This window comes from Prosthecobacter sp., assembly GCF_020439865.1.
In the GTDB taxonomy this organism is placed as follows: domain Bacteria; phylum Verrucomicrobiota; class Verrucomicrobiia; order Verrucomicrobiales; family Verrucomicrobiaceae; genus Prosthecobacter.
Map to the genome: position 1 here is coordinate 15,832 of NZ_JAGRPF010000104.1, position 22,530 is coordinate 38,361.

Consider the following 22,530-nt stretch of genomic DNA (forward strand, 5'->3'; position numbering starts at 1 on the left):
ATGAACCCACGTTACGTTGTTGAAACCACCAAGAGTCCGGACCAGGCCGTGGCCGATCTCGAAGCCTCCGTCAAACAGCACGGCTACGGCGTGCTTCATGTCTACGATTTGAAGGCGACGCTCGCCAGCAAGGGCTTCGATCTGCCAAATGCCTGCCACATCCTCGAGGTCTGCAATCCCAAGCAGGCCGTCGCTGTGCTGACCGCCGACATGGGCATGAACATCGCCCTGCCTTGCCGAATTTCAGTCTACCAAGACGGCGGAAAAACCCTGATTGGAATGGCGCGCCCCTCAGCTTTGCTGGCCTCGCTGTCACAGGCCGAGGAATTGAAGGCCATCGCCGAGCAGGTCGAAAAGGACACGATTGCCATCATCGAGGCGGCGAAGTGAGGCATGCAGCCCTCCGAGCGCCTGTATCAACTGCGGTTTGCAATGGAGGAACATGGCAGCACAAAAAGCAGGCTGATTTTTGCGGTTACTTGGCCGAATGGCCAAGTATAGTGGCGTCATGAAAACGATCCAAGTCTATGATCCGGCGATGTGCTGCTCCACCGGCATCTGTGGTCCAAGCGTTGACCCTGATCTCGTCAATTTTGCGGCGATGCTGTCCCAGCTCAAAGGCATGGGGGTTCATGTGGAGCGCTTCAATCTGGCCCAGCAGCCGATGGCGTTTGCTACGAACGCATGCGTGAAAGAGATTCTGGCGAAGGAGGGAACCGCAGCGCTGCCGATTTCATTTTGGGATGGCGAGGTCCATTTGAAAGGCCGCTACCCAACGCATGATGAGCGCCCAGGCTGGTTTCAGGCAGCGATAGAAAAGAAGGAGGCCGCGGTATGAAACTGCCGCTGTTCCGTCCTGATGCAGCCACAAGCACGCGCTATCTGTTTTTCACCGGCAAGGGTGGTGTGGGGAAGACCTCACTTTCGTGTGCGACGGCTCTCAAGTTGGCGGAAGCGGGCAAACGGGTGTTGCTGGTGAGCACGGATCCGGCGTCAAATCTCGACGAGGTGCTCATGACGACGTTGACGAATCAACCGACGCCTGTGCCCGAGGTGCCTGGACTGCATGCATTGAACATCAATCCCGTGGAAGCGGCGGCGGCATATCGTGAACGGGTGATCGGACCGATGCGAGGCGTGCTGCCTGAGGCAGCGCTCCGCAGCATGGAGGAACAGCTTTCCGGCTCATGCACGGTCGAGATCGCCGCGTTTGACGAATTCTCCGGATTCATCGGCAATCCTGACGCGGCGAGGGATTTTGATCATGTCATTTTCGACACCGCACCCACCGGCCACACGCTGCGGTTGATGAGCTTGGCAAAGGCCTGGGATCAGTTTCTGGACAACAACACCAGCGGCACTTCCTGTCTGGGACCATTGGCGGGGCTGGAGAAACAGCGCGGCATTTACGAGGCCACGGTTCAGACATTGTCCGACGCCTCGGCAACGACGCTGGTGCTGGTGAGCCGTCCTCAATTGTCAGCACTGCGTGAAGCCGAGCGCACGTCGGGCGAGTTGCGTGCCTTGGGTGTGACAAATCAATGTCTGGTGATCAACGGCACCTTTGAAACCAACTGCCCGCAAGATGTCACCGCGCAGGCCATGCAGCAGCGTGGTGAATCGGCAATGGGCAGTGCCTCAGTCTTCATCGACAGCATGCCAAGTTTCATCATGCCGCTGCGGCCGATCAATATTCTTGGAATCGAGGGACTGCGTGTGCTGCTGGATGGCGAGTCGGCGAAAGGCAGCGTCGCGCCTGTCGATGCCGAGTGGATTCCGCCAGACATGCGCCGTTTGACAGATCTCGTGGATGAAATCGAGAAGAACGAGCATGGCGTCATCATGACGATGGGCAAAGGTGGCGTTGGCAAAACGACCGTTGCTGCAGCGATCGCGGTGCTGCTGGCCCGTCGAGGTCATGCCGTGCACCTCAGCACCACCGATCCTGCCGCACACATCGCACAGACGCTGGACGGGCAGATCGATGGTCTCACCGTGAGAAGAATTGATCCTGCGGCGGAAACGGCGGCCTATCAGCAGGAGGTGATGCAGACGCAGGGCGCGCAAATGGATGAATCAGGTCGCGCGCTGCTCGAAGAGGATCTGCGCTCTCCGTGCACGGAGGAAATCGCCGTGTTTCGAGCCTTCGCACGCGAAGTGGGGCAGGGGACGCGACGCTTTGTCGTGCTCGACACCGCTCCCACGGGACACACGCTGCTGCTGCTGGATGCGAGCGAGGCGTATCATCGCGAATTGCAGCGGCAGGCGCGCAGTACACAGCCGGAGGAGGTGCTGCATTTGCTTGATCGTCTTCGCGATCCCGATTTCACGCACATTTTGCTCGTCACCCTGCCCGAGGCCACACCCGTGCATGAAGCCGCTGCGTTGCAGGCGGATCTGCGCCGCGCTCACATCGATCCGCATGCGTGGGTGATTAATCAAAGCCTGCTCGGCTGTGGTTCGTGCGATCTTTTGCTGCGACGTCGGGAAGAAACGGAGCATCGCTACATTCGCGAAGTCGTCGAGAAACAAGCCAAACGCACGGCGTGGCTGCCGTGGCAGGCGGTGGAACCTGTGGGGGGCGAGGCCCTGAGTCGTCTGGCACAAAGCGGCGTTCCGAGGATGACAGTCGCCTAACGCCAAAAAAACGGCACCCTGTCGCCAGGATGCCGCCGTGAATCTCTTGGGGTTGGAGTGTTGGCAGGGGCGCTTAGTAGCGACCGCCGCCGCCGCCGGAGTAGCCGCCACGGCCACCGCCTTTGCCACCACCGTAGCCGCCACGGCCACCGCCGCCACCACCGTAGCCGCCTGCTGGGCGATCTTCTTTCGGACGGGCTTCATTGATGGTCAGGTTGCGACCACCGAAGTCTTTTTCGTTGAGGCCACGGATGGCTTCATTCATGGCGGTTTGGGAGTCCATGGTCACGAAAGCAAAGCCACGAGGACGACCGGAGTCGCGGTCCATGGGCAGGTGGATGTCAGTAACGGTGCCGTAGTCGGTGAAGAGGGCGCGGACGTCGTCTTCGGTGGCAGTGAAGGGCAGATTGCCCACATACATTTTGGTATTCATATCGATTTCTTGGGTTCAGTCAGCTTGAACGATTGCTGAAGTAAGCTCCGTGAGCGGATTTCAGAACACCAAAGAAACAACCTGATGAACGACTTAGCTTAGCCTTTATCAGGTTAACTTGCGGCGCCCCTGTCGTCTGGATTCAGACAATAGCAAACGATTGTTTCACTGCAGGTGCCTCAGCCCTGCCGTGATTCAGTGCTGTCGATGATCAATCCGGCGGGTGGGATTGGTCCGGTCATGCCAGCCTCTCCCGTTGGCACGGTGGCTGTTGCATCCGGCTTCGCACCGGCACCGCGCAGGTTGATGATCTTCTTCATCAGGTCGAACCAGAACTGGGCGCCGAGGGCCGCCGCCGCCCCCGCCATGAGCCAGCCGAGAAGGCTTTCAAAAAAGGTGCTCAAAGGGTGTGTGGCCCAGGCCAGTGCCGTGGTCTTGTTCCACCCAACGGGAAAACCAGCATCGGACAGCTCCGTGACAGCCTTGTCGAACTCGGCGCGGGCACCTGCGGATTCTTCCACGCCCATTTTGACGATGAGATCGCTCTGCGCTTTGACGGAGGCTTCCGCCCGCTGCACGAAAGCGGCACGCAGGTCGTCGTTGGTGGAGAGGGCCCGTGTCATCGCGACCACGTTCAGGTTGCAGGCAATCGCCAATGCCAGGCCGAGGCCAAAGTTCCAGACTTGTGTCAGGCGCTTGTACCAGCCGGTGGTGCGGTCCATCATCGAGTCGAACCACTGACCGGCAAGAAACTGGAAGACGCTCATGGGTTCCTGTCCGGGCAAAAGATTGCGTTCGGCATCTCGGCTCAGTGCCTGTAGTGCGCCGCGCGAATCTGCGGGAAGCTGTGAAATGCCCTTTTGCACCTGTTCCCAGCGTGTCTCTGCCTGTGCTTCGGTCCCCTTCGACTCCAAGAGGTCCATCAGCACCTGGCCGAACTGTCCGCTGGAGAGATAGGACGGGAAGTGCTTCGCCACACTCGCGTTAGCCGAGGTGTGACGGTGCATGCCCGTCATGAGCGGATGCTGCACGAAGTCCTTCAGCGGCTCCGCGTCTTTTCCGTGCCCGGACTGTGGCAGCAGGTGCGCCAGTGCCTTCCACAGGGTCTTTCCACGGGCATTGCTCCAGGAGAGAATCATCTCGCTCGTTGTCGAGACGAGCACACTGAACAGGAAGAAGATGAACGAGAGACCGAGGGCGACGTCGAGTGTCTGGAGCATGGTGCGGGAGGGAACCTTGGTTGCGGAGAGTACTCAGGGCCGCGAATGACGAAACCAGAAATTAGAATGGCGAATGTTTCACCTTCCAAGGCTTTGCATTCGTCATTACCCCCTCCGGCGGTCAGTGCATCTCGACCTCGCAGTGGCCGAGGCCGCCGCGATAGTAGTTGAACTGCACATTCGGATGATCGGCGAGCAGCGACATTGGCACGGAGGAGTCCGCGAGGCGCTTGGAAATCATCAGCGCGGTGAGTCGCTGGCCCAGAGGATTGTCGTGAAGGCCGGCGTGCCAGATGCTGACCTTCTCGGCCATCCAGGTTTCCTTGGGTCCCACGGTGATCGCTTTTTGAGGCACCATCGTGATGTTGCCACCGCCGGAAGTGCGGGCGTTCTGCATCAGGGTCACGGGATGGAGATCCACAATGCGCGTGGTCAGCTTGCGGTATTCGGCAGGCGGCGGCGGCTCATTCTTGAATTTGCCAGCACGTTTGGGCGGATCGTTGAAGGCCCAGTGCTTGATGTCGCCCTGACCGCCCTGCATCACCGCGCACCGCACACCGCTCTGCCAGCTCTTGATGTAGGCAGCAGTGTCGGCTTTGGGAAAATGCAGCTGCGAGTCCGGCATGCAGAGCTTCTTTTGCATGCGGTCGAAGCAGAGCTCGCGGTCGGCGCGTTCGAACGACAGCGGATGCTCCATCGTGACTTCCTTCTTGGTGTTTTCGTCGTACCACTCGTCCATCCCCCAGAAGTGGCCGTCTTTGATCGAGATGCCGAGATCGTTCACGAGGCGTGCCACGAGAGGCAGCTGCTCCGTGGGGCCGATCGGCCCGCAGATGCCCGCCGGATTGTCCGGTGTGGCCTGCTTCCAGGCGTGGATGTATTCCAGAGCCTCCGCGAGATAAAAATCCTCCAGCGTGTCATACATCACCACTTTGAAGCCGGGGCGGGTGAGCTGTCTCAAATCCCTCTCCGTGAGCCGTGCGGCGTCGTTGATGAGGTCATTTTCCAACGTGGTGTAGTCCCACCAGTCCGGTGCGATGTGGCTGTGTTTACGCGGCATGGTTCGTTTGGGTTGTTGCGGAGATAGTCAGGGAGAACGGTCCTTTTGCCAAGCTCTCATCACCCCCGGTGAAAATTTTCTTCCCTCAGCCCTCGAGGCACGCTACCAGCACGCATGGACGACGCCACCATGCTCAACCACCCCGACGCCCTCACCCGCCTTCGCTACGTCGTGCACCGGCTGCGCGCGCCAGGCGGCTGCCCGTGGGATATGGAGCAGACGCACACCTCGCTCATTCCGCATGTCATCGAAGAGGCCTATGAGGTGGCGGATGCCATCCGCGGAGGCGATTCCGCCCAGATTTGTGATGAACTCGGCGACATTCTTCTGCAGCCCGTACTTCATGCCGAAATCGCAAGCGAGACGGGAGCTTTCGATCTCGACAAGATGGCGAACGGTCTGACCGACAAACTCATCCGCCGTCATCCGCATGTCTTTGGTGACACCACAGCCGCCACCTCTGATGCCGTGCTCAGCCAATGGGACGCCATCAAGCGCACCGAGAAGGGCACCGAGCACGAAGGAATGCTGCATGGCACCGGCAACGGCCTGCCTGCTCTAATGCGCGCGCAGAAACTGCAGAAGAAAGCCGCGCGTGTCGGATTCGACTGGCCGGACGCTACGCCTGTCTTTGCGAAGATACGGGAAGAAGCCGCCGAACTCGAAGGAGCCATCGCCTCAGGAGACAAAGCCCACATGGAGGAGGAGCTCGGTGATCTTCTCTTCAGTGTCGTCAATCTCGCGCGCAAACTCGGCATTGAGTCCGAGCCTGCGCTCGCCGCGGCCAACGAGAAATTCACCCGCCGGTTCCACGCGATGGAGACGCATCTTCGCGAGCAGGGGCACGAACTTGGCAAGCTCTCGCTGGAGCAGATGGACGTGGCGTGGGATGCGGTGAAGCACAGTGTCTGAGAGCGCGTTCATGGAGCCCGGCGATTTCTCATTCTCACAACTCTGGACGCAGGTGCGTTCGAAGTCGTGGCTATGGTTGTTCCGGCGGCAGCAGATTGAGGAGGGCGGGCGCCTGTTGAAACACGGCGACATCGGCCTAGCGGGTGTGCATGTCTGCGCGGCGAACGAAGTCGAGATCATCGCGGGTGTCGGTACCGGATTGTTCAACTCCGCCTCCGTCACGGCGCATCTGCGGCTGCGGGATGATGGCAGCATGGCGATGACTTCGCACTGCACCTGCGCGGTGGGCACGCTGTGCCAGCACGCGGCGGCGCTGATGCTGATGCTTGACCATGAGGAGGGACGCAACCGCATCGAAGGCATGGCGCGAGTGCGGGAGCGAACCTCTGTTGCGCCGGAGGATGAGCCTGAGGTTCGGAAGGAACCCGTGGAGGTCGAGATGCCTCCGTCTGAACCCCGGCCGTTGCTGCTGGTGAGGCGCATGATGGTGGAGATGCCGCAGATCACCGCGAAGCGAAACATCGGCGGCTGGGAACCGCGCAGCATCGCTTTCATCCAGCCTTGCGCGGAATACGACGACTGTCCTCTGCGCTTTGAGATGCTTGTGCGCAGTCCGGCGCATCAGTGGGAGGATGAATCGGGCAAACGCCACACCTTGGTGCGCAACCTGCGCTCGGAACGCTTGTTGCTCGCCGATTTGTCCAGCCTGGGCTTCAAGTCGTTCTCCGAGGCGCTGCCTGGAGCCAAGGCTCCCGAATCCACGCTCGGGTTCATGGCCGTGGCGGGAGATCAGGCGTTGTTTTGGTCCCAGTTTCTCAAGGACCAGGTGCCGAAGCTGCGGGAGACCGGCTGGCGCGTCGAAGTGCCCGAGGGCATCGGCTTCCAAATCCATGAGGCGGACGAAGACGCGTGGTTCACCGATCTCGCTGCGGATCAGGGAGGTCGTGAGTGGTTTTCGCTTGATCTGGGTGTCGAGATTGAAGGACGTCGCATCTCGATGGTGCCGCTGCTTGTCGATTGCGTCGATCAGGGGCTCACTTCGTCCGTGCTCGAGAAGAATCTCGATCAGCGCTTTCTGCTCTCGCTGGGAGGTGACGACGGCGACGTGCTCTCCGTGCCGGCGCATCGTCTCGTGGTGCTTCTTCGCTTCTTTGACGAACTGCTCGCCACACGACCTGTGCGTAAAGACGGCAAGCTTCAGCTCGACAAACTGCGCGCCGCGCAGCTCGCCACGCTTGATGGCATGCCGATTCGTGCTCCGGCTGAGCTCACCGCGCTGAGCGAGCAGCTCGGCAGTTTCCGCGAGATCGGCCTCATCAATCCGCCAGCGTCGCTCAAGGCCAGTCTGCGCGACTATCAGCGAGAAGGCGCTTCTTGGATGCAATTCCTGCGCGAGTTCGGACTGCACGGCATTCTGGCCGACGACATGGGCCTGGGCAAAACGCTGCAGACGCTCACGCACATCCTCGTCGAGAAGGAAAGCGGGCGCATGAAGCATCCCTGTCTAATTGTGGCTCCAACGAGCGTGCTGCGAAACTGGATCAATGAGTCGATCAAGTTCACACCGACACTCAGTCTGCTGCTCATGCACGGGCAGTCGCGCAAAAGCGATTTCAAGCATCTCAAGCAGTACGATCTTGTCGTCACCAGCTATCCGCTGCTCGTGCGTGATGCCGATGTGATGCAGGCGCAGGACTGGCACGTCGTGGTGCTTGATGAAGCGCAGAACATCAAAAATCCGAAGAGCCTAGCCGCGCAGGTTTGCGGTGGCCTGAAGGCGAAACACCGCCTCTGCCTCACCGGGACGCCGATGGAGAACCACCTCGGCGAGCTGTGGAGCCTCTACAATTTCCTCATGCCCGGGCTCCTGAGCGATGCTGACACTTTTCGTCAGCACTACCGCAATCCCATCGAGCGTGATGCGGATGCGGAGCGCCAGAAACAGCTCAGCACGCGCATCCAGCCGCTGCTGTTGCGCCGCACCAAGGACGCAGTGGCCAAAGAACTGCCGCCAAAGACGGAAATCCTGCACAGCATTGAACTTGGCCGGGCACAGACCGATTTGTATGAGACCATCCGCGCTGCGATGGACAAACGCGTGCGCGAGGCGATTGAGGTAAACGGTTTGGACCGTTCGCAGATCGTCGTGCTCGATGCGCTGCTCAAACTCCGCCAGGTCTGCTGTCATCCGCGGCTGCTGAAGCAGGAGACGGCGCAGACTGTCGAGGACTCCGCCAAGACTGCCTATCTGATGGATGAGATGTTGCCGGAACTGATCGAGGAAGGACGCCGCATCCTCATCTTCTCGCAGTTCACCGAGATGCTCGCGCTGATCGAGGCGCGCTTGAAAAAAGAGGGCATGCGCTATGTGAAGCTCACTGGCAGCACGAAGGATCGTGAAACACCGATTCAGGAGTTTCAGGCCGGCAAGGTTCCCATCTTTCTCATCAGTCTGAAGGCCGGTGGCGCGGGCATCAACCTCACCACCGCGGACACCGTGATCCATTACGACCCGTGGTGGAATCCGGCGGCGGAAGCGCAGGCGAGTGACCGCGCGCATCGCATTGGACAGAAGAATCCCGTCTTCGTCCACAAGCTCATCTGCGAGAACACGATCGAGGAGCGCATTCTCAAAATGCAGCAGAAGAAGGCGGCGCTGGTCGAGGGCCTGCTCTCTGGGCGCAGTGACAAGCTTCAGCTCACGCAGGCCGACATTCAGGCGCTTTTCATGGCCGAATAGAAATCAGCCGACGAGGAAGCCCTGGTCGTCGAGTTTGACACCTGCGATGCTCACGGTGCGTTCGTCGTCTGGCATGAGGCCGCTGATGCACACGCCGTCGGCGGTGGATTCGATGCGAAGTCCTGGCAGCAGGCGGCCGATTGAATTGGGTTTCCGGCCGAACTGTTCGTCTTTGTCATTCGCCGGCATCGGTGGATCAGGAACCTCGACGGAGACGAGGATGCCGGTCTCCGCATCAATGTAACCGCGCAGAGCCGGGGCAGGGGACGTTGAGGTGATGTCGCTGTCGAGGCAAAAGGCGAGGCGTTCGTGGCCTGTGAGTTTCGAGAGAGTCGCGCGCGTGCCAAAAGCAATGAGATGCGTGGCGTGGGCTTCGCTCGGGCATTCGACGTATTTGGATCCGGGGATCAACTGGGTGAGCGCCTTCACGGTTCGGTGAACGACACTTCCTTCTGGCTCCAGACTGACGAAAACATCTCCAGCGCGATGCCATTCCACTTCGGCAAGGCGTTTGGCATTGGCAAAGGCCACCTTGTCCTCGCCGGCGTGTGTCCAGCTTTTGCGTCCGAGAAAGGCCTCGTCGCTAAGGGCGAGCATCGAACGGCGAACGGCCTCTGTGGTGGCTTCGCGCGCAGCTAACGGTTCGCCGAAATGCACTTCGACGGGATAGCGCAGATGCTTGGGGCGTTTGGTGAAGAACTTGCCGCCTTGGAAGGAAAAGATGCTGCCGTAGAGACCGTCGAGATAGACGGGAACAACATGCGCATCCGCCTGACGCGCCATGAGCTCGAAGCCTTTGCGCAGTTCGTTCACCATGCCGTGACGGGTGATCTGGCCTTCGGGGAACAGGCAGACGACCTCGCCTTCCTTGAGAGCTGTGGCGACGGAGCGGATGGCGTCCTTGGCACGTGTCGCGGAGATTGGCACGGTGCCGACGAGACGCATGAGCCATTTCAGCCACCAAAGATTGTAAAGCGCATCCCACATGACGAAGCGCACCGGACGGCGACTGGCGGAGCCGACGATGAGAGCATCGACATAGCTCACATGATTGGGCAGCAGCAGCACGCCGCCGGTCTCCGGAATGCGGTCCACATTCACAGGCTTCACCTTGTAGAGGGCGCGCACGGCGGCGAGCATGAGGAAGCGGACGAGGTCCTGGGGAAGCAGGCGCATCGTGTAAACAGCGGCCGCGAAGGTCGGAATTGAGAGCAGGATAAACTGGGTCGAGGAACTGAGTTCGAGCCATTTCATCAAGGCAACGATGGCCACGGCGACAAGCGTGCCGAGGCAGTCCATCAGGTTCATCCCGGCATGAATGCGCGCCTTTTCATTTTTCTCCGCCTTGTCCTGGGCGAAGGCGTAAAGCGGCACCATGAAGCAACCGCCTGCAGCACCGGTGAAGATGATGCCCGCATACATCCAACTGCTGCCCAGGGAGGCGAGACCGGACCAGAGCAGACCAGCCACAAGGCCAAACCCGCCGAGCGGGATCAGGCCTAGTTCGATGCGGTTTTTGCTGATGTGCGACGCGAAGAAGCTGCCGCTGATCACACCGATGCCAAGAATACCGGCGACCTTCGCGAGTTCCATCGGCCCGTCGCCATGACCCGTGTCCGGATGTAATTCTTTGGTGAGCGTGACGAGGATGAAGCTCAGCGCGTTGGAGATGAACCAAAAGTAAGTGACCCCGAGAGCCGCGAGGCGGACAGAACGCCGGCGGAAGACGATTTTGAGACTCTCAAAGTGCTCCAAGGCCATGCCTTTGCGCCAGTGAACGTCATGATGCGACGGCGTCTGCTGGATGCAGAGGGCGGCGATCAGTTCTCCGATGCCGAAGATGCTGATGATGATGAGCGGCCAGAGCGCCGACATCCAAGCATCGCCCGTCTTTTCATACTCAGTGCCATACCAGATGCCGCCGGCCCACATGCCGCCGAGGATGCCTGCGAGCATCGTGACTTGCAGCCAGCCTGAGACGCGTCCGAGTCGGCGTGAGCCTGCGAGCTCCTTCATGATGCCCATCTTCGCCGGGCTGAGCACCGCCGCCTGGACCGCCAGCACGAAGAATCCGACAAGGCAGATTTCGAGCGAACCGGGAACACGCTTCATCCACAGGGCAAGGGCGAGCCATGCAAAGCAGATGATCTGCATGACCTGCATCCAGATGATGACGTTGCGCTTGGAGAATCGGTCCGACCAGTAGCCGGCGAGGGGGGCAAACAGCATGTAGGGCAGTGAGAAGATCGCGCCAAGCCAAAGCTCCATATGGCGGCCCACCCACGAGTCGCGGGCGATGATGATCGACAGGGCGATCAGCAGCATTTTGACAAAGTTGTCGCTGAACGAATTCAGCGCCTGAACGATGAGCACGAGAACAATGGACGCCCAGTTCCGGCGTGGCAGGTTCGGTGCGTTGTCGAGGGCGGCGTATTCGGGCATGGCGGCGTTCAGTCCACAAAACGTTCCGCCAGCGCGATGTCGGCTGGAAACGTGATTTTCGGATTCGGCTCGAAGTTTTCGATCACAAACACGGGCTCTCCAAGATGTTGCACGGCGGAAACTTCGTCAGTGACGAGAAGGCCGTCGCGAATCACCGCTTCGTAGGACCGCATCAGAATGTCTTTTTGGAAGACCTGCGGGGTCTCCATGATCCAGGCATTCGAGCGGTCGATGGAATCGATGATGCGGTCTTCGCCGTCACAGCGCTTGAGCGTTTCGGTCATCGGGCGGGCGCAGGCGACAGCGGCCTTCTGTCTGGCCGCTTCCACGCAGCGGGTGATCTGCGCCACAGAAATGAGCGGACGCGCGCCATCATGCACGGCGACGATGTCACAGGCCGGGTTCAATGCCCGGAGACCCGCCTGTACGGAGAGATGGCGCTCAGCGCCGCCAATGATGATTTGCGTGACCTTCTCGGCGCCGCTGGAGCGCCACACATCGACTTCCATGCGCAAGGCATCGCTGGTGACGACGATGATTTCGTCAATGACCGCGCACTTTTGAAACACGCCGATCGTGCGTCGCAAGACGGGTTCGCCGCTGAGCTGGGCCAGGAGCTTGTTGAAGCCCATGCGACGGCTGCTGCCAGCGGCAACGATGATGGCGGAAGTCATGAAGACGTTCGGGTCGGTTACGCGAGGCGTTTTGCGACTTCGGTCGAGATCGACTTGCTGTCGGCACGTCCAGCGACGCGCTCCTGTAGCGCCTTCATCACGCCGCCCATGTCTTTCTTGGATGTGGCGCCGAGTTCTGCGATGACGGTCTCGACGAGTTTGGCCAGTTCGTCGGCACTCATGGCGGCAGGGAGATACTTTTCCAGAACGGCGATCTCGGCTTTGGCGGCGTCCACCGCTTCCGGACGACCGGCTTTTTCAGCCCCATCCACGGAGTCCTGCAGTTTCTTGATCTCCTTGCGCACGACGGCAAGCGCGTCGGTGTCGCCCAGTTCTCCGTCCGCGCCGAGTTTTTCGATGGCGGCATACTTAAGGGCCGACTTGAGGTTGCGGATCACGTTGAGAGCCACGGTGTCCTTGGCGCGCATGGCGTTTTTAAGATCTTCGGAAATCTGGGAGATGAAGCTCATCGGAAAGGTGGCGTGGTTGGGTTAAGCTGGCCCGCGATCATGGCGTGGCGGCGGCCTTTGTCCACCTGTTAGGGAGCGCCGAATGGATTGGCCTTTGCACAGCCCGGGCCGCCGTGCATGGTCAATTTACTGTGCAATTCCGACATCCCAAACACGATCTTTACATCCCTGACGAAACCGAACCCTGGACTGCCCTGCGTCGTGTGACGCATCTGGGCATTGTCTCCCACCAGGACGATCTAGAAATCGCTGCGTATCACGGCATCACCGAGTGCTTTCATAGCGAAGACCAGTGGTTCGGCGGCGTGGTGGTCACGGACGGTGCGGGCAGCCCGCGCAAGGGGCCGTATGAGAAGTATACCGACGAGGAGATGCAGAAGGTGCGTCTCATCGAGCAGCGCAAGGCGGCCTATGTGGGAGAGTACAGTATCATGGTGCAGCTTGGCTATCCGAGCGAGGATATCAAAAAGCCCAGACATGCGCCGGCAGTGGAGGATTTGAAGTTTATTCTGGAGCACGCCCAGCCCAAGATTTTGTATCTCCACAATCCGTGCGACAGGCATGACACCCACGTGGCGACTTTTTTGCGCTGCCTGGAGGCCATTCGGGAACTGCCACCGGAGATGCGTCCGGAGACGGTGTATGGCTGCGAAGTCTGGCGGAAGCTCGACTGGCTGCTCTCTGATGACAAAGTGATGCTCTGGGTGGACAAGCACCCGCACATGCTGCGCCCGCTGCTGGGCGTGTTTGATTCGCAGATCAGCGGCGGAAAGCGGTATGATCTGGCCGAAGAGGGGCTGCGCCACGCAAACGCGACCTACTTTGACTCGCACACGACAGACAACACGAACCTGCTGACGTTTGCGATGGATCTGACGCCGTTGACGAAGGATGACAGCCTGTGCCCGGTCGAGTACGCGGTGAACTATGCGGAACGTCTGGTCGGTGATGTGCGCGATCGCGTGAAGAAGTTTATGTAGCCACAAAAAATGCCAGCCGGAGCGACCGGCTGGCATTGAGATCCTGAATCAAAGTTCTCGGAGCGATTACTCGGCGAGCTTGGCGCTTTTGATGACGATTGGCTCGTTGGGCACGTCACCGTGGGGGCCTTTGCGGCCTGTGGCGACAGCAGCCATGGCATCGACGACGTCCATGCCTTTGGTTACTTTGCCGAACACGCAGTAGCCCCAGCCGTCCTGACCGGGGTAGTCGAGGAAGCTGTTGTCCTTGAGATTGATGAAGAACTGGGAGCTGGCGCTGTGTGGATTGGGCGTGCGGGCCATGGCGATGGAGCCCTTCACGTTCTTCAGGCCGTTCTTGGCTTCGTTTTCGATGTTACCGTCCGTTTCCTTCTGCTGCATGTCAGGGGTGAAACCGCCGCCCTGGACCATGAAGTCAGGGATCACACGGTGGAAGATCAGGCCGTCATAAAAGCCTTTCTTCACATACTTCACAAAATTGGCGACGGAAATGGGGGCCTTGGCGGCGTCGAGTTCGAGTTCGATGGTGCCTTTGGAGGTTTCCATCACGATTTTCACAGGTTTGGCGTCACTCACGGTTTGGGCTGGGGTTGTTCCGGTCAGACCGGCAAACGTGATGACGAAGGCGGCAAGAGTCGGTGCGATTGATTTCATAGTTGGGGTTGGGTGGGAACGGGAATGAGCCACGGAGCTCCCTCATTTGCAATGATCAAAATCTTCGTCCCGCCTGCGCGCGAAGGCGCAGTCATAGGAGCCGCACCGCATGCCGGTGTCTGAAAACAACTCGGCCCGGAGGGACCCAACCAAAATCCCTCCGGGCCTTTAGGTGACCAAGGAGTCCCAACCATGAAGCGACTCCCCAGCTCGTTGTGTGTTTCCCTGAGCGAACCCAGGAAATGTTTGTGAAGCTTGCGCCCCAACTGAGTCTTGAATAGAGCAGCCGTCGGGCCAAGTCTGGCGGCGAAATTCAGTTTTTTTACCTTAGGGTATTCCGCTGCCCCCGGAGAGGTTTGCAATGATCGTCACCAGAGGATCCACCAGAACAGTCGCAACGAGGTGGCCAGACAAAATCAGAACTGCCGCTGAAACTACTGCCGACACCCATACATGGCGCCCTTGTTTCAAGGTGAAGATCATCGTGATGGCAGCCAAGGCCATCAGCCATGCCACTGCGAGCAAAGACATGCTGTTTTGCAGCACCAGCCGCGTCAACACTGGTAATTTCTGCTTCGAGCCCAGCATGTCTTCAAAGATCGTTTCGAACCTCGGTGCAGCTAGCAGCACGCGGGTGCAGTAGTAGAGCGGCAGGACATTCAGGACCGCAAACAAACATCGAATGCCAAGCGCCCACTCACGGATTTCCAATTCGAGGGCTGAGACACGGTCCAAATGTGATTGCTCCATAGCGGGCGTTTATCAGAGAACCGTTGTATGTGTCACGTGAAAACTCACTTTGGCAGCACTCGCACGATGAATGCTTTCTTCTCACCGAAGTACTTCGCGGCCACGCGCTGGACCTCCTTGGAACTGATGTCAGCGATGATGCCGGGAAGCTTTTGATAGTGGTCCCAGCCGAGGCCGTTGACTTCGTTCCAAGCACAGATGTCGGCCATTCCTGTGTTGCCCTGCTGGGCGCGCAGCCAGGAGGAGCGCCAGGTCACGCGGGCACGGTCGATCTCGTCGATATGCAGGCCGTTGGCGGCGAGATCATTGATCTGTGCCATGAGTTCCTTTTCAGCGAGCTTCACCTTCTTGGGGTCCGTGCCGACGTAGAAGTAGAAGGCGCCTGCGCCCATGGCGGCGAAATTTTGAGCACCGACATAGTAGGCGAGGCCGAGCTCTTCGCGGATGCGATTGAACAGGCGGCTGCCCATGTCGCTGCAAGCTTCGTCAATGAGGTTGAGCGCATGCACATCCCGGTCTTCAAGGCCGACGGTGCGGAAGCCGACCACGATGACAGCCTGCTCTTTGTCGAGATGCTCGGTCCACGCGGCAGGTTTGGCGCTGGCGTGGTATTCGCGCGCGTGGGCGATCTGGCGCGGACCGCGCGGAAGTTTGGCGAAGGTCTTTTCGACCAGCTTCTTGATCTCGGCTGCTTTGACATCGCCGAAGACGGAAACGACACCGTTGCCGGTGGCGAAGCTGGCATTCAGCATGGCGCGGCAGTCGGAGAGCTTAAGGGCCGCAACGGTTTGCTCGGTGCCGAGCGCGGTGCGGTGGAAGGGCTGTCCGGCGAAGATTTCGCGGCGTGCTTTGCGCATCGCCACGGTGAGCGGGTCTTCCTTCTCTTCGACGATGTTGGCGATCTGGCGCTTCTTCACGTCGGCGAGCTGGGCCTGGGGAAGTGCAGGATGCAGGATGAGATCAGCAAGGAGATCGAGCGCACCAGCTTCGTCGCCACGCATGACGTCGGCACCGATCATGTAGCGATGCGCATCCGCGGTGCACATCAGGCTGCCACCGCGGTTTTCGAGTTCGGAGGCGATCTGCGCTGCAGCACGCTTCTTGGTTCCTTTGAGCAGCATCTGTGCGGAGATCTGTGTTACGCCTGCAGTGATGTCGGTTTCGGCGAGGACACCGGCGAGGAAATTCGTGCGCACACTGACGAGCGGCAGGCGCGGATTCTCGCCGACGATCAGGATGAGCCCGTTTTTGAGTTTGAAACGCTGAATGTCGGGGCGCGAGGAATCGGCAGATGTTGAAACCTTGCTGGCGGCTTCGACCTCATGCCCGACCAGGACGGTGCTCATGGCCTCGGGGCGCAAATAGCGGCGCGCGGCATCCCGGATGACTTCGGGCGTGAGTGCGGTGATCGCTGCGAGGAACTGGCGCTGATAGTCGAGCGAACCGGAGAGCAGCCATCCGCCGCCCAGGCTGCCGGCCTGGCCTTTGACGGTGCTCAGGGTGCGCATTTGGCTGCTGAGCGTGGCGCACACGGCCTTCTCGAGTTCGGCGCGGCCCGGGCCGGTCTTTTGCATAACGGCGATGACATCAAGCATTCCTTTTCGCAGCTTTTCGACATCGGCGGGATTGCACTCAGCCTCGACATTGAAAAGGCCTACTTCGGGTGCGCACCAAGCACCCGCCCAGACGTAGTGCGCGATGCTGCGCTTCTCACGCAGTTCCTGATAGAGGCGCGAACTGCGGCCGGAACCCAGGAGGAATGCCAACACATCGAGCGCGGGCTTATCGGCATGGCTCTCCCCGGGAATCTGCCAGCCCAGCGCGACGCGCGTCAGCTCCGTGGCGAAGTTTTTCGCGGCGAATCTGCAGCCTTGCTGGCGCGGTTCGTCTGGAAGCTGCACAGGATCAAAGGCACGGCGTTTCCAATCGCCAAAGTGACTGCGCACCGTTTCAAGGATCGCTGTGGAATCGACATCGCCCGTGATCACGACAAAGGCGTTGTTTGGCACATAGTGCCGCTGCACGAAACCGACGACGTCGGCGCGGCTGATCTGATCAAAGACTTCGCGATGACCGATGATGGGATGACGCAGCGGGTGCTGACGAAATGCTGTCGCCTGCATCAGATGCTGGATCGTGTCGCCAGGATCGTCGTTCCCCATGGCCATCTCGCGGCGGATGACGTCCTTCTCACGCGCGAGTTCATCGGCATCAAACTTCGAATGGCGGATCATGTCGGCGAGGATGTCGAGATAACCATCGGCGTGTTCGGCGAGGCCGTCGATCCAGTACACGGTGCGGTTGAACGAAGTGTAAGCGTTCACATAGCCGCCCAGCGCCTGGATTCCCTGGGAGATCTGGGCGGGGTCACGTTTCGCAGTTCCCTTGAAGAGCATGTGCTCCACACAGTGGGCGATGCCTGCACCTGTGTGCTGCTCCTCATGCATGCTGCCTGCTTTGATCCACACCTGCACACTGACCAGAGGGTGCGCGTGATCCTCGCGCACGATGACATCAAGACCGTTGGGGAGTGTGGTAACGCTGGCGTCAGCGGAAGGAAAGGAAGGGGCGGTGGCGGAGCGTTGCAGAACTTTCTTCATGGGGATTTTTTCTCGAGAGTGTCGCGCTGGGACGACGGCAAAAACGGTGCGGCGAATGCGGTGGCAAAATCATAGCCGCCGGCAAAATCTTCGAGGCTGTCGCCCTCGTTTTTGCCGAAGTAACCGCAGGCAATGAGGTTATAGACGATGTTGCCAACGTCTTCGCCGCGCTGGAGCCCCCACTGATCAAGGATGACGGTGGACATGGGCCCGTATTCGGAAAGGACGTGCTCACGAAAACCGGCCAGCAGTTCCTGGCCGCTGACGTGCTGGTCGTCGGCATTCTCATCGCGGAACTTCTTTGCGGCCACGTGCAGGGCGTCGCGCACCAGTTCGTAGGCGGCAGGGTGGTAGCGGGGGTCTTTTTGAATCGAGCGCCGGACGGCCTCGCCGAAGGTGATGGAAGTCATGGGCGGGCGGATATTGAAGCGGAGACGAGCAGGGTCAATGCACGGCTCACGCGGCTGAGATGGCTTCCTGTAAAACGGCTTCAAACCGCTCCGCCATGCGTGTGGCGCTGAATTCCTGACGGACCTTGGCCATGCCGTTTTTGGAGAATTTCTCCCGCAGTTCGTCGTCGTTGAGCAGGGACTCGAGCGCATCGGCGAGCGTCTTGGCGTCATCCGGTTTGCACAGCACGCCGCCTTCCGTGGCGGCGATGAGCTCTGGAAAAGCACCATGGTCCGGCTGCACCACGGGGACACCGCTGGCGACCGCCTCAATGACGTAAAGTCCGAAGGCCTCGCCGTAGGTCGCCGGAACACTGAAAACGGTCAGATCGTGAAAAAAGTGAACTTTATCTTTAAAGCTCAGATTTGGATGCCACTCGACACGGTTTGCCAGTCCGGCAGCCCTGATCTTTGCTTCCAACTCGGCGACGTACTTGTCATCGACGGGTGTTTTGGCTCCGCCGATGCGCAGCTTGACGCGAGGAACGGTTCCGCGTTTGGCTAGATCGATGAAAGCGTCCACAAGCGTGGTCAAACCTTTGCCATGAATCATGCGGGCGAAGTAGCCGATGGTCGGCCAGTTCGGGTCAGGCGACGCGGTGGTGAAGGAGGATGCATCGATGCCGTTTGGAATGACCTTGATCTGGTCAGGGGCAGTTTCGAGCCGCCGGTGCATGAGGTCGGTGTAAAACTGGCTCGGTGAAATGAAACGGCGCACGCTACGGGCGTTGGTGCGCATGGCCTCCCAGCATTGTTCACGGTAGGGTTCCGGCAGCGTGTCGAGGAAGCTGTCCTCGCCCTGCAATGAGCAGATGATGGGAATGCCGAGCTCCTTTTCGATCGCGGGGGCGAGGCCGGTCAGCAGACTGTTGGACAAGGAGATGACATCGAACTTCCCGTGACCGCGGATCCATTCGATGAGTTTTTTCCACTCACCCCACTGGCGGCCTTCGGTGCCAAGCAGACTGCCGAGAGCCATCTCACCTAGCGACTTCGCGCTGGTCATGCCCATGCGGCGGGCGGCTTTGCGCAACCGGTCAGGAGCGTTCAGCCAACGATGAACAAATTTCGGAAGCTTGTGAAACCACGTGAATTTCTGCTGCAGAAAAAGCGAGATGCCGCCGATCTGCACCGGGAGTTCCTGCGCTCCGAATTCACGATCTGTCACCAGCGGCAGGTAGAGGGGCGCCATGAGCGCATCATGACCGCGCACACGCAATGCTTTGATAAGCGCGTGGTCGCGCAGGCAGCTTCCGCAGTGGAAATTGCCGGTGCCGGGGGTCAGATGCAGAATGCGCATGCTGAGTAGCTTTTACGTCTCAGTCAGTCCGCGGGCCATCACGACTTTGCCGGTGCGAACGGTTTCGACGATGTCGAACTTCGTCAGCAGGCGGACGGCGGCATCGAGTTTGTCGGTGTTGCCACTGATGAGGGCGATCAGGCTGTCCTCCTGAAGATCCACCGTCTTGCCATTGTAGTGCTCAATGATTTGCAGGATCTCCGTGCGCTCGGCGGCGCCGGCGGCGATTTTGATGAGCACCATTTCCTTGGCGACGGCGTCGCGGTCAGTGTGCTCGATGCAGTGGATGACATCGATGAGCTTGTTCACCTGCATGATGATCTGGTGCAGGCCCTCTGGATGACCGCTGATGCCGATGGTCATGCGGCTGAAGCGCGGATCACGCGTCTGGGAGACTACGAGGGACTCGATGTTGAAACCGCGGCGGCTGAAAACGGCGCAGATGCGGCCGAGGACGCCGGGCTGGTTGTTCACCATGACACTGAGCGTGTGAATATTGATGATGTCAGCCTGCGGGGCGGGCTTTTTGTCAGTGGTGGCGGGGATGCGGTCGCTCATGGGATTTCAGAGGTTGGATTTAAAGATATTTGACGGTTTTGAGTCGGTTCTTGGCGATCTTGAGGTAGTTGGAGTCCTTTTCGATGCCGAGCCACTTGCGCTTCAGACGCTTGGCGGAGACGGCGGTGGAGCCGGAGCCGAGGAAGGGATCGATGACGAGGTCGCCCGCGTCAGTGGAGCAGAGAATGAGTTTGTCGATGAGATCGAGCGGCTTCTGCGAAGGGTGGCCGCATTTTTCCCTCGACGCCCCTTTCAGGCTGGGCACGCGAAGGATGTTGGTGGCGAATTTGCCGGCCTCGAGGTGCTTGCGGCGCGCATCCTTGTCCTTATACCGATTGTCTTTGAGATAAAGCTCGATGGTGGCGGCATCGTAGGGGATGCGCACGGCATCCTTGTTGAACTTTGCACCGTTGCCTTTGCGCAGGACGAGGATCATCTCGTACTGAGGGGTGAAGCTGTCACGTCGCTCGTCATAGCCCACCGCACGATCCCAGATGATGAGATCGTGAAACTGGTGCTGCTGACTGAGTCGTGACATGAGATGCAAAAAAGCGTGTTCGCGTTTGCCTAGCTGACCGAAGATGAAGCAGAGACCGTCATCGCGAAGAACGCGCATGGACTCGGCGACCCACGCCTCGCACCAGGCGAGGTAGTCGGCGGCTGTTTTCCATTGGGTGTCCCAGGCTTCATTCTCGAGAACGTTGAAGTAAGGTGGATCGGCGATGATGGCTTGGGCGACGGAATCGGGGAGCTTTTGGAGTTCCTGAAGTGCGTCGCCTTGGATGATGCGGTTGGTTTTCATCGGCCGATCGAATGCGGACACGGGGTCCGCCCTCCGTGCGATTACGTGGAACCGGTGGGCTTCTCCATTTTCTGTTTCGGCGCTTCAGTGAGCATGTCTTCGAGCGCGGCACCGGCGGGGATCATCGGGAAGACGTTTTCAGTCTTGATGCACTCCGCTTCGATGATGCAGGGGCCGTCGTTGTAATCGAGGGCCTGCTGCAGGATACGTTCGATGTCCGCGGGGCGGCGGATGTGCCAGCCTTTGATGCCGTAGGCCTCGCCGAGCTTCACGAAGTCGGGATTGCCGATGAGATCGACACCGCTTTCGCGGTTCTCGAAGAACAACTCCTGCCACTGGCGCACCATGCCGAGGTAGCTGTTGTTGAGGATCAAGATTTTGATCGGCAGCTTGTGGATCGCTGCGGTGGCGAGTTCGAACAGGGTCATCTGGAAACCGCCGTCACCGCAGATGCAGACGACCGTCTTGTCCGGGCAGGCAAGCTGGGCGCCGATAGCCGCAGGGAAGCCGAAGCCCATCGTGCCGGCTCCGCCGGAGCTGAGCCAGTGGTAGCTCTCGTCGTTCTTGTAGAACTGTGCGGCCCACATCTGGTGCTGGCCGACGTCGGTGGTGACAATGGCCTTGCCCTTCGTGAGCTGGTAGAGCTCGTCGATGACCTGCTGCATGCGCAGGCCGCCCTGCTTCTTGTAACCGAGCGGGAACTTCTTCTTGTAGCCGTCGAGATGGGTTAGCCAGTCTTCGGTCGGGAGTTTTTCGACGAGCGGAAGCAGATCGCTGAGCGCGGCCTTGGCGTCGCCTTTGATGGCGACATCGACCTTGATCATCTTATTGAACTCCGCCGCGTCGATGTCGATGTGGATGAGCTTGGCGTTGCGGCCAAACATGTGCGGCTTGCCGATGATGCGGTCATCGAAGCGGGAGCCGACATTGAAGATAAGGTCGGCTTCGACGATGGCCTTGTTGGCGTAGGCGGTGCCGTGCATGCCCAGCATGCCGAGGGAGAGCGGATGCGTTTCCGGGAAGACGCCCTTGCCGAGCAGAGTCGTGGTGACCGGACAGCCGAGCGTTTCGGCCAACGTGAGCAGTTCTTTGTCGGCGCGGGCGATCATCGCGCCCTGACCGGCGAGGATCACGGGACGCTTGGCACCTGCGATCAAACGGGCGGCTTCCTTGATGGCGGCCTGATCAATCTTGAAGTTCTCTTCGGGGTGATAGCCAGGCAGGTCCATCGGCTCGTCAAAGGAACCGGTGAAGGGCCCCTGGCTGATGTCCTTCGGAATGTCGATCAGCACCGGGCCCGGTCGACCGGTGGTGGCGATGTGGTAGGCCTCCTTGGCGACGCGGGGCAGCGCGTTCGAGCTCTTGACCAAGAAGTTGTGCTTCACGACCGGAGACGTGATGTTGAAGATGTCGGCTTCCTGAAAGGCATCCTTCCCGAGCATCCAGGTGACCTGCTGGCCGCAAAGGATGATCATCGGGACGCTGTCCATCTGGGCGGTCATGATACCGGTGACGGTATTGCCAGCGCCGGGGCCGGAGGTGACGAGAACGACGGCCGGCTTGCCGGTGGCGCGGGCGTAACCGTCGGCCATGTGCACGGCACCCTGCTCGTGGCGGACGAGGATGAACTTCATGTCCGTCTTCACGGTCTGGAGAGCATCAAAGATTGGGATGGCAGCCCCGCCGGAGTAACCGAAGACATACTCGATGCCGAGATCGGCGAGGGTTTTGATGAGCGCCTGCGCGCCGTCCATTTTTTGCTGACTCATGATGATTGGGGTGAAAATTGCGATTTGGGCGCCAAAAGTGGTGTCAAAAGTTAAAATGACAAACGAAAATTTGGTTTTTG

At 59.7% G+C, this 22,530-nt stretch carries 20 protein-coding genes; 6 read left to right on the forward strand and 14 right to left on the reverse strand.

The window, feature by feature from the left end; genetic code table 11:
• The 3 genes from KDL09_RS11605 to arsA all read left to right on the forward strand — a co-directional run bounded on the left by KDL09_RS11605 (position 1) and on the right by arsA (position 2,637).
• Entirely contained in the window at positions 1-390 is a 390-nt protein-coding gene (locus KDL09_RS11605) for a DUF302 domain-containing protein (RefSeq protein ID WP_294384931.1), read from the forward strand.
• A 118-nt stretch (positions 391-508) separates the two neighbouring features.
• Positions 509-838, forward strand: coding sequence for an arsenite efflux transporter metallochaperone ArsD (arsD, locus tag KDL09_RS11610; protein WP_294384932.1), 330 nt, complete (start codon positions 509-511; stop codon positions 836-838).
• Entirely contained in the window at positions 835-2,637 is a 1,803-nt protein-coding gene (arsA, locus tag KDL09_RS11615) for an arsenical pump-driving ATPase (protein WP_294384934.1), read from the forward strand. The genes arsD and arsA overlap by 4 nt, the downstream gene beginning before the upstream one ends.
• Before the next feature lie 73 nt (positions 2,638-2,710).
• Here the strand turns inward: arsA and KDL09_RS11620 are convergent, their stop codons facing one another.
• From KDL09_RS11620 to KDL09_RS11630, 3 genes are all read right to left on the reverse strand, one after another.
• Positions 2,711-3,070, reverse strand: a complete 360-nt coding sequence (locus KDL09_RS11620) for an RNA-binding protein (RefSeq protein WP_294384936.1) — start codon at positions 3,068-3,070, stop codon at positions 2,711-2,713.
• 179 nt (positions 3,071-3,249) lie between these two features.
• Positions 3,250-4,290 carry a hypothetical protein gene (locus tag KDL09_RS11625; protein ID WP_294384938.1) on the reverse strand — a complete coding sequence of 347 codons (1,041 nt, stop codon included), beginning with the start codon at positions 4,288-4,290 and terminating at the stop codon, positions 3,250-3,252.
• Positions 4,291-4,411: 121 nt separating this feature from the next.
• Positions 4,412-5,350, reverse strand: a complete 939-nt coding sequence (locus tag KDL09_RS11630; RefSeq protein WP_294384941.1) for a glucosamine-6-phosphate isomerase — start codon at positions 5,348-5,350, stop codon at positions 4,412-4,414.
• Positions 5,351-5,464: 114 nt separating this feature from the next.
• Here KDL09_RS11630 and mazG point away from each other — a divergent pair, with 114 nt between their 5' ends.
• Both mazG and KDL09_RS11640 read left to right on the forward strand, forming a co-directional pair.
• Complete coding sequence (gene mazG / locus KDL09_RS11635) at positions 5,465-6,262, forward strand: nucleoside triphosphate pyrophosphohydrolase (protein ID WP_294384944.1); 798 nt, start codon at positions 5,465-5,467, stop codon at positions 6,260-6,262.
• A gap of 10 nt (positions 6,263-6,272) precedes the next feature.
• Positions 6,273-9,002 (forward strand): DEAD/DEAH box helicase, encoded by a 2,730-nt coding sequence (locus KDL09_RS11640; protein WP_294384946.1) that lies wholly within the window; start codon positions 6,273-6,275, stop codon positions 9,000-9,002.
• Between the two features lie 3 nt (positions 9,003-9,005).
• Here KDL09_RS11640 and KDL09_RS11645 read toward each other — a convergent pair whose 3' ends face one another.
• From KDL09_RS11645 to KDL09_RS11655, 3 genes are read right to left on the reverse strand one after another with little or no spacing between them, the layout of a single operon-like run.
• The gene (locus tag KDL09_RS11645) at positions 9,006-11,444 is read right to left on the reverse strand and encodes an MFS transporter (protein ID WP_294384949.1); all 2,439 of its coding nucleotides are present in this window, start codon (positions 11,442-11,444) and stop codon (positions 9,006-9,008) included.
• An 8-nt stretch (positions 11,445-11,452) separates the two neighbouring features.
• Positions 11,453-12,118 carry a 2-C-methyl-D-erythritol 4-phosphate cytidylyltransferase gene (gene ispD / locus KDL09_RS11650; protein WP_294384952.1) on the reverse strand — a complete coding sequence of 222 codons (666 nt, stop codon included), beginning with the start codon at positions 12,116-12,118 and terminating at the stop codon, positions 11,453-11,455.
• Between the two features lie 17 nt (positions 12,119-12,135).
• Complete coding sequence (locus KDL09_RS11655) at positions 12,136-12,588, reverse strand: GatB/YqeY domain-containing protein (protein WP_294384954.1); 453 nt, start codon at positions 12,586-12,588, stop codon at positions 12,136-12,138.
• 113 nt (positions 12,589-12,701) lie between these two features.
• Here KDL09_RS11655 and KDL09_RS11660 point away from each other — a divergent pair, with 113 nt between their 5' ends.
• Positions 12,702-13,568 (forward strand): PIG-L family deacetylase, encoded by an 867-nt coding sequence (locus KDL09_RS11660; protein ID WP_294384958.1) that lies wholly within the window; start codon positions 12,702-12,704, stop codon positions 13,566-13,568.
• Between the two features lie 66 nt (positions 13,569-13,634).
• On the opposite strand, the gene KDL09_RS11665 is transcribed toward KDL09_RS11660, so the two are convergent.
• The 8 genes from KDL09_RS11665 to ilvB all read right to left on the reverse strand — a co-directional run bounded on the left by KDL09_RS11665 (position 13,635) and on the right by ilvB (position 22,450).
• Complete coding sequence (locus KDL09_RS11665) at positions 13,635-14,114, reverse strand: peptidylprolyl isomerase (RefSeq protein WP_345781088.1); 480 nt, start codon at positions 14,112-14,114, stop codon at positions 13,635-13,637.
• Between the two features lie 435 nt (positions 14,115-14,549).
• The gene (locus KDL09_RS11670; RefSeq protein ID WP_294384962.1) at positions 14,550-14,972 is read right to left on the reverse strand and encodes a hypothetical protein; all 423 of its coding nucleotides are present in this window, start codon (positions 14,970-14,972) and stop codon (positions 14,550-14,552) included.
• 44 nt (positions 14,973-15,016) lie between these two features.
• Entirely contained in the window at positions 15,017-17,572 is a 2,556-nt protein-coding gene (locus tag KDL09_RS11675) for a pitrilysin family protein (RefSeq protein WP_294384964.1), read from the reverse strand.
• Positions 17,569-17,982, reverse strand: coding sequence for a Minf_1886 family protein (locus KDL09_RS11680; protein ID WP_294384966.1), 414 nt, complete (start codon positions 17,980-17,982; stop codon positions 17,569-17,571). Before KDL09_RS11680 ends, KDL09_RS11675 begins: the two co-directional genes overlap by 4 nt.
• Positions 17,983-18,028: 46 nt before the next feature.
• Positions 18,029-19,321 (reverse strand): glycosyltransferase family 4 protein, encoded by a 1,293-nt coding sequence (locus KDL09_RS11685; protein ID WP_294384968.1) that lies wholly within the window; start codon positions 19,319-19,321, stop codon positions 18,029-18,031.
• 12 nt (positions 19,322-19,333) lie between these two features.
• On the reverse strand, positions 19,334-19,879 hold the full coding sequence (gene ilvN, locus KDL09_RS11690) for an acetolactate synthase small subunit (RefSeq protein WP_294384971.1): 546 nt from the start codon (positions 19,877-19,879) through the stop codon (positions 19,334-19,336).
• 19 nt (positions 19,880-19,898) lie between these two features.
• On the reverse strand, positions 19,899-20,681 hold the full coding sequence (locus KDL09_RS11695) for a site-specific DNA-methyltransferase (RefSeq protein WP_294384974.1): 783 nt from the start codon (positions 20,679-20,681) through the stop codon (positions 19,899-19,901).
• 41 nt (positions 20,682-20,722) lie between these two features.
• Complete coding sequence (gene ilvB, locus KDL09_RS11700; RefSeq protein WP_294384976.1) at positions 20,723-22,450, reverse strand: biosynthetic-type acetolactate synthase large subunit; 1,728 nt, start codon at positions 22,448-22,450, stop codon at positions 20,723-20,725.
• Between the last annotated feature and the right edge of the window lie 80 nt (positions 22,451-22,530).

What these genes read in the sequence shown, in the direction of transcription:
- KDL09_RS11605 (WP_294384931.1), top strand. Translation starts at nt 1, where the DNA reads ATGAACCCACGTTACGTTGTTGAAACCACCAAGAGTCCGGACCAGGCC.
- arsD (WP_294384932.1), top strand. Translation starts at nt 509, where the DNA reads ATGAAAACGATCCAAGTCTATGATCCGGCGATGTGCTGCTCCACCGGC.
- arsA (WP_294384934.1), top strand. Translation starts at nt 835, where the DNA reads ATGAAACTGCCGCTGTTCCGTCCTGATGCAGCCACAAGCACGCGCTAT.
- KDL09_RS11620 (WP_294384936.1), bottom strand. Translation starts at nt 3,070, where the DNA reads ATGAATACCAAAATGTATGTGGGCAATCTGCCCTTCACTGCCACCGAA.
- KDL09_RS11625 (WP_294384938.1), bottom strand. Translation starts at nt 4,290, where the DNA reads ATGCTCCAGACACTCGACGTCGCCCTCGGTCTCTCGTTCATCTTCTTC.
- KDL09_RS11630 (WP_294384941.1), bottom strand. Translation starts at nt 5,350, where the DNA reads ATGCCGCGTAAACACAGCCACATCGCACCGGACTGGTGGGACTACACC.
- mazG (WP_294384944.1), top strand. Translation starts at nt 5,465, where the DNA reads ATGGACGACGCCACCATGCTCAACCACCCCGACGCCCTCACCCGCCTT.
- KDL09_RS11640 (WP_294384946.1), top strand. Translation starts at nt 6,273, where the DNA reads ATGGAGCCCGGCGATTTCTCATTCTCACAACTCTGGACGCAGGTGCGT.
- KDL09_RS11645 (WP_294384949.1), bottom strand. Translation starts at nt 11,444, where the DNA reads ATGCCCGAATACGCCGCCCTCGACAACGCACCGAACCTGCCACGCCGG.
- ispD (WP_294384952.1), bottom strand. Translation starts at nt 12,118, where the DNA reads ATGACTTCCGCCATCATCGTTGCCGCTGGCAGCAGCCGTCGCATGGGC.
- KDL09_RS11655 (WP_294384954.1), bottom strand. Translation starts at nt 12,588, where the DNA reads ATGAGCTTCATCTCCCAGATTTCCGAAGATCTTAAAAACGCCATGCGC.
- KDL09_RS11665 (WP_345781088.1), bottom strand. Translation starts at nt 14,114, where the DNA reads ATGGAAACCTCCAAAGGCACCATCGAACTCGAACTCGACGCCGCCAAG.
- KDL09_RS11670 (WP_294384962.1), bottom strand. Translation starts at nt 14,972, where the DNA reads ATGGAGCAATCACATTTGGACCGTGTCTCAGCCCTCGAATTGGAAATC.
- KDL09_RS11675 (WP_294384964.1), bottom strand. Translation starts at nt 17,572, where the DNA reads ATGAAGAAAGTTCTGCAACGCTCCGCCACCGCCCCTTCCTTTCCTTCC.
- KDL09_RS11680 (WP_294384966.1), bottom strand. Translation starts at nt 17,982, where the DNA reads ATGACTTCCATCACCTTCGGCGAGGCCGTCCGGCGCTCGATTCAAAAA.
- KDL09_RS11685 (WP_294384968.1), bottom strand. Translation starts at nt 19,321, where the DNA reads ATGCGCATTCTGCATCTGACCCCCGGCACCGGCAATTTCCACTGCGGA.
- ilvN (WP_294384971.1), bottom strand. Translation starts at nt 19,879, where the DNA reads ATGAGCGACCGCATCCCCGCCACCACTGACAAAAAGCCCGCCCCGCAG.
- KDL09_RS11695 (WP_294384974.1), bottom strand. Translation starts at nt 20,681, where the DNA reads ATGAAAACCAACCGCATCATCCAAGGCGACGCACTTCAGGAACTCCAA.
- ilvB (WP_294384976.1), bottom strand. Translation starts at nt 22,450, where the DNA reads ATGAGTCAGCAAAAAATGGACGGCGCGCAGGCGCTCATCAAAACCCTC.